This window comes from Pseudomonas sp. P5_A2_2, from assembly GCF_054177685.1.
Map to the genome: position 1 here is coordinate 1 of NZ_JBGCUL010001146.1, position 1,318 is coordinate 1,318.

At 59.6% G+C, this 1,318-nt stretch carries 2 protein-coding genes; both read right to left on the bottom strand.

Translation table 11 applies throughout. The features are described from left to right. Positions 1-122: 122 nt before the first annotated feature. Entirely contained in the window at positions 123-794 is a 672-nt protein-coding gene (locus ACXRVY_RS29575) for a class I SAM-dependent methyltransferase (protein WP_223463932.1), read from the bottom strand. 96 nt (positions 795-890) lie between these two features. Then, positions 891-1,109, bottom strand: coding sequence for a DUF4287 domain-containing protein (locus ACXRVY_RS29580; RefSeq protein ID WP_223463933.1), 219 nt, complete (start codon positions 1,107-1,109; stop codon positions 891-893). Positions 1,110-1,318: the final 209 nt, after the last annotated feature.

Below are 1,318 nucleotides of genomic sequence, written 5' to 3' on the forward strand. Positions count from 1 at the left end.
GTTCCTGACGAGCACCGGAAAACCTGTGGGAGCGAGCTTGCTCGCGATGACGGCTCGACAGCCGCCGATGAAGTGACAGCCAGACCGCTATCGCGAGCAAGCTTCCAAAGGATTTGCATCACTCAGCACCGCGGCTCGGCCACCAACAGCAACGACTGCGGCACAGGGCTTTGCGGGTGCTGCGGCTCCTGCAAGCCGACCAGCGTAAAACCGGCCATGTCCAGCGCATTGAACCAACTGGACAGAGTACGGAAATACCACGGCATGGGCTGCCACTGCCCCTTGAAGCCGGCGAAGGTCTCTTCCCGCCAGCCATCCTGATAATCGCCTGCCGCAGCTGCCCATGGATGCAACGTCTGGATCACCAGCGCGCCACCCGGGGCGAGCAAGAGGTTCATGGCGGCGAGCAGGGGGATGATGTCCTGATGCAGCAGGGCAAAATTGGCGCAGATCAGGTCGTAGTCGCGGCCGATATCGACTTTCGCTTCGGCCAACGCTTCATAACTCGCCACATGCACTTTCGACGAACCCGCCGCTCGCGCCGCCTCCACCAGCGTCACGTCGCCATCCACACCCACCGCGTCAATGGCCCGTTCAGCCAGCGCGCGCAACAACCAGCCTTCGCCGCAACCCAGGTCGAGTACACGCTCGGGCTGACGACCCAGCACCGCCAGCAGAATGGCCTGGTCGGTGACCTTGAGGCGGCTTTCGATGGTGCCGCTGCGGATGGCGTCAATCCAGGCCTGGGCGTTGTGGTGCCAACTGTCGAGGAGGGTGGATTCGGGGGCTGACATGGTCGATGTCCGGCGTGATGGCTTGGATGAAAGGATAGGGCAACAGAATATTAACGGTGGAGCCGGTTTTTACCCGGCTCCACCGACTGCGCGTGGCTAGGCGCTTTTGGTGGCAGCCAAATGATAGGCAACCAACGCGTTTGCGTGGCCATGACCCATGCCGTGTTCGGCTTTGAGCCAAGTCACCATCTCCATGTGTTTCTTGTCGCTGACGGTTTTAAGCAGATCCAGCCAATGGGTGATCGGCTGACCGTACTTTTTTTCGATTGACGGGAAGTACGAAGCCGGTCCTTTGGTTTTTGTCTCTTCGGTCACGATGCAAACTCCCTTTTCGATTTTCCAGGTTCRAAAGCAGCGCCGGTTACGTTACTTATTTGCCGTCAACGAGTCCATCATGATCCAGCAACTGCCTGCCGTGTGATCTCGCATCACGCAGCAGGCGGTTTCGCCAGTTCAATGCCAGCGGCACCCAGCCGCTTGAGAATTTCAAACAGCAGCTCGCTTTTGATCGCGCCGACGGTGCG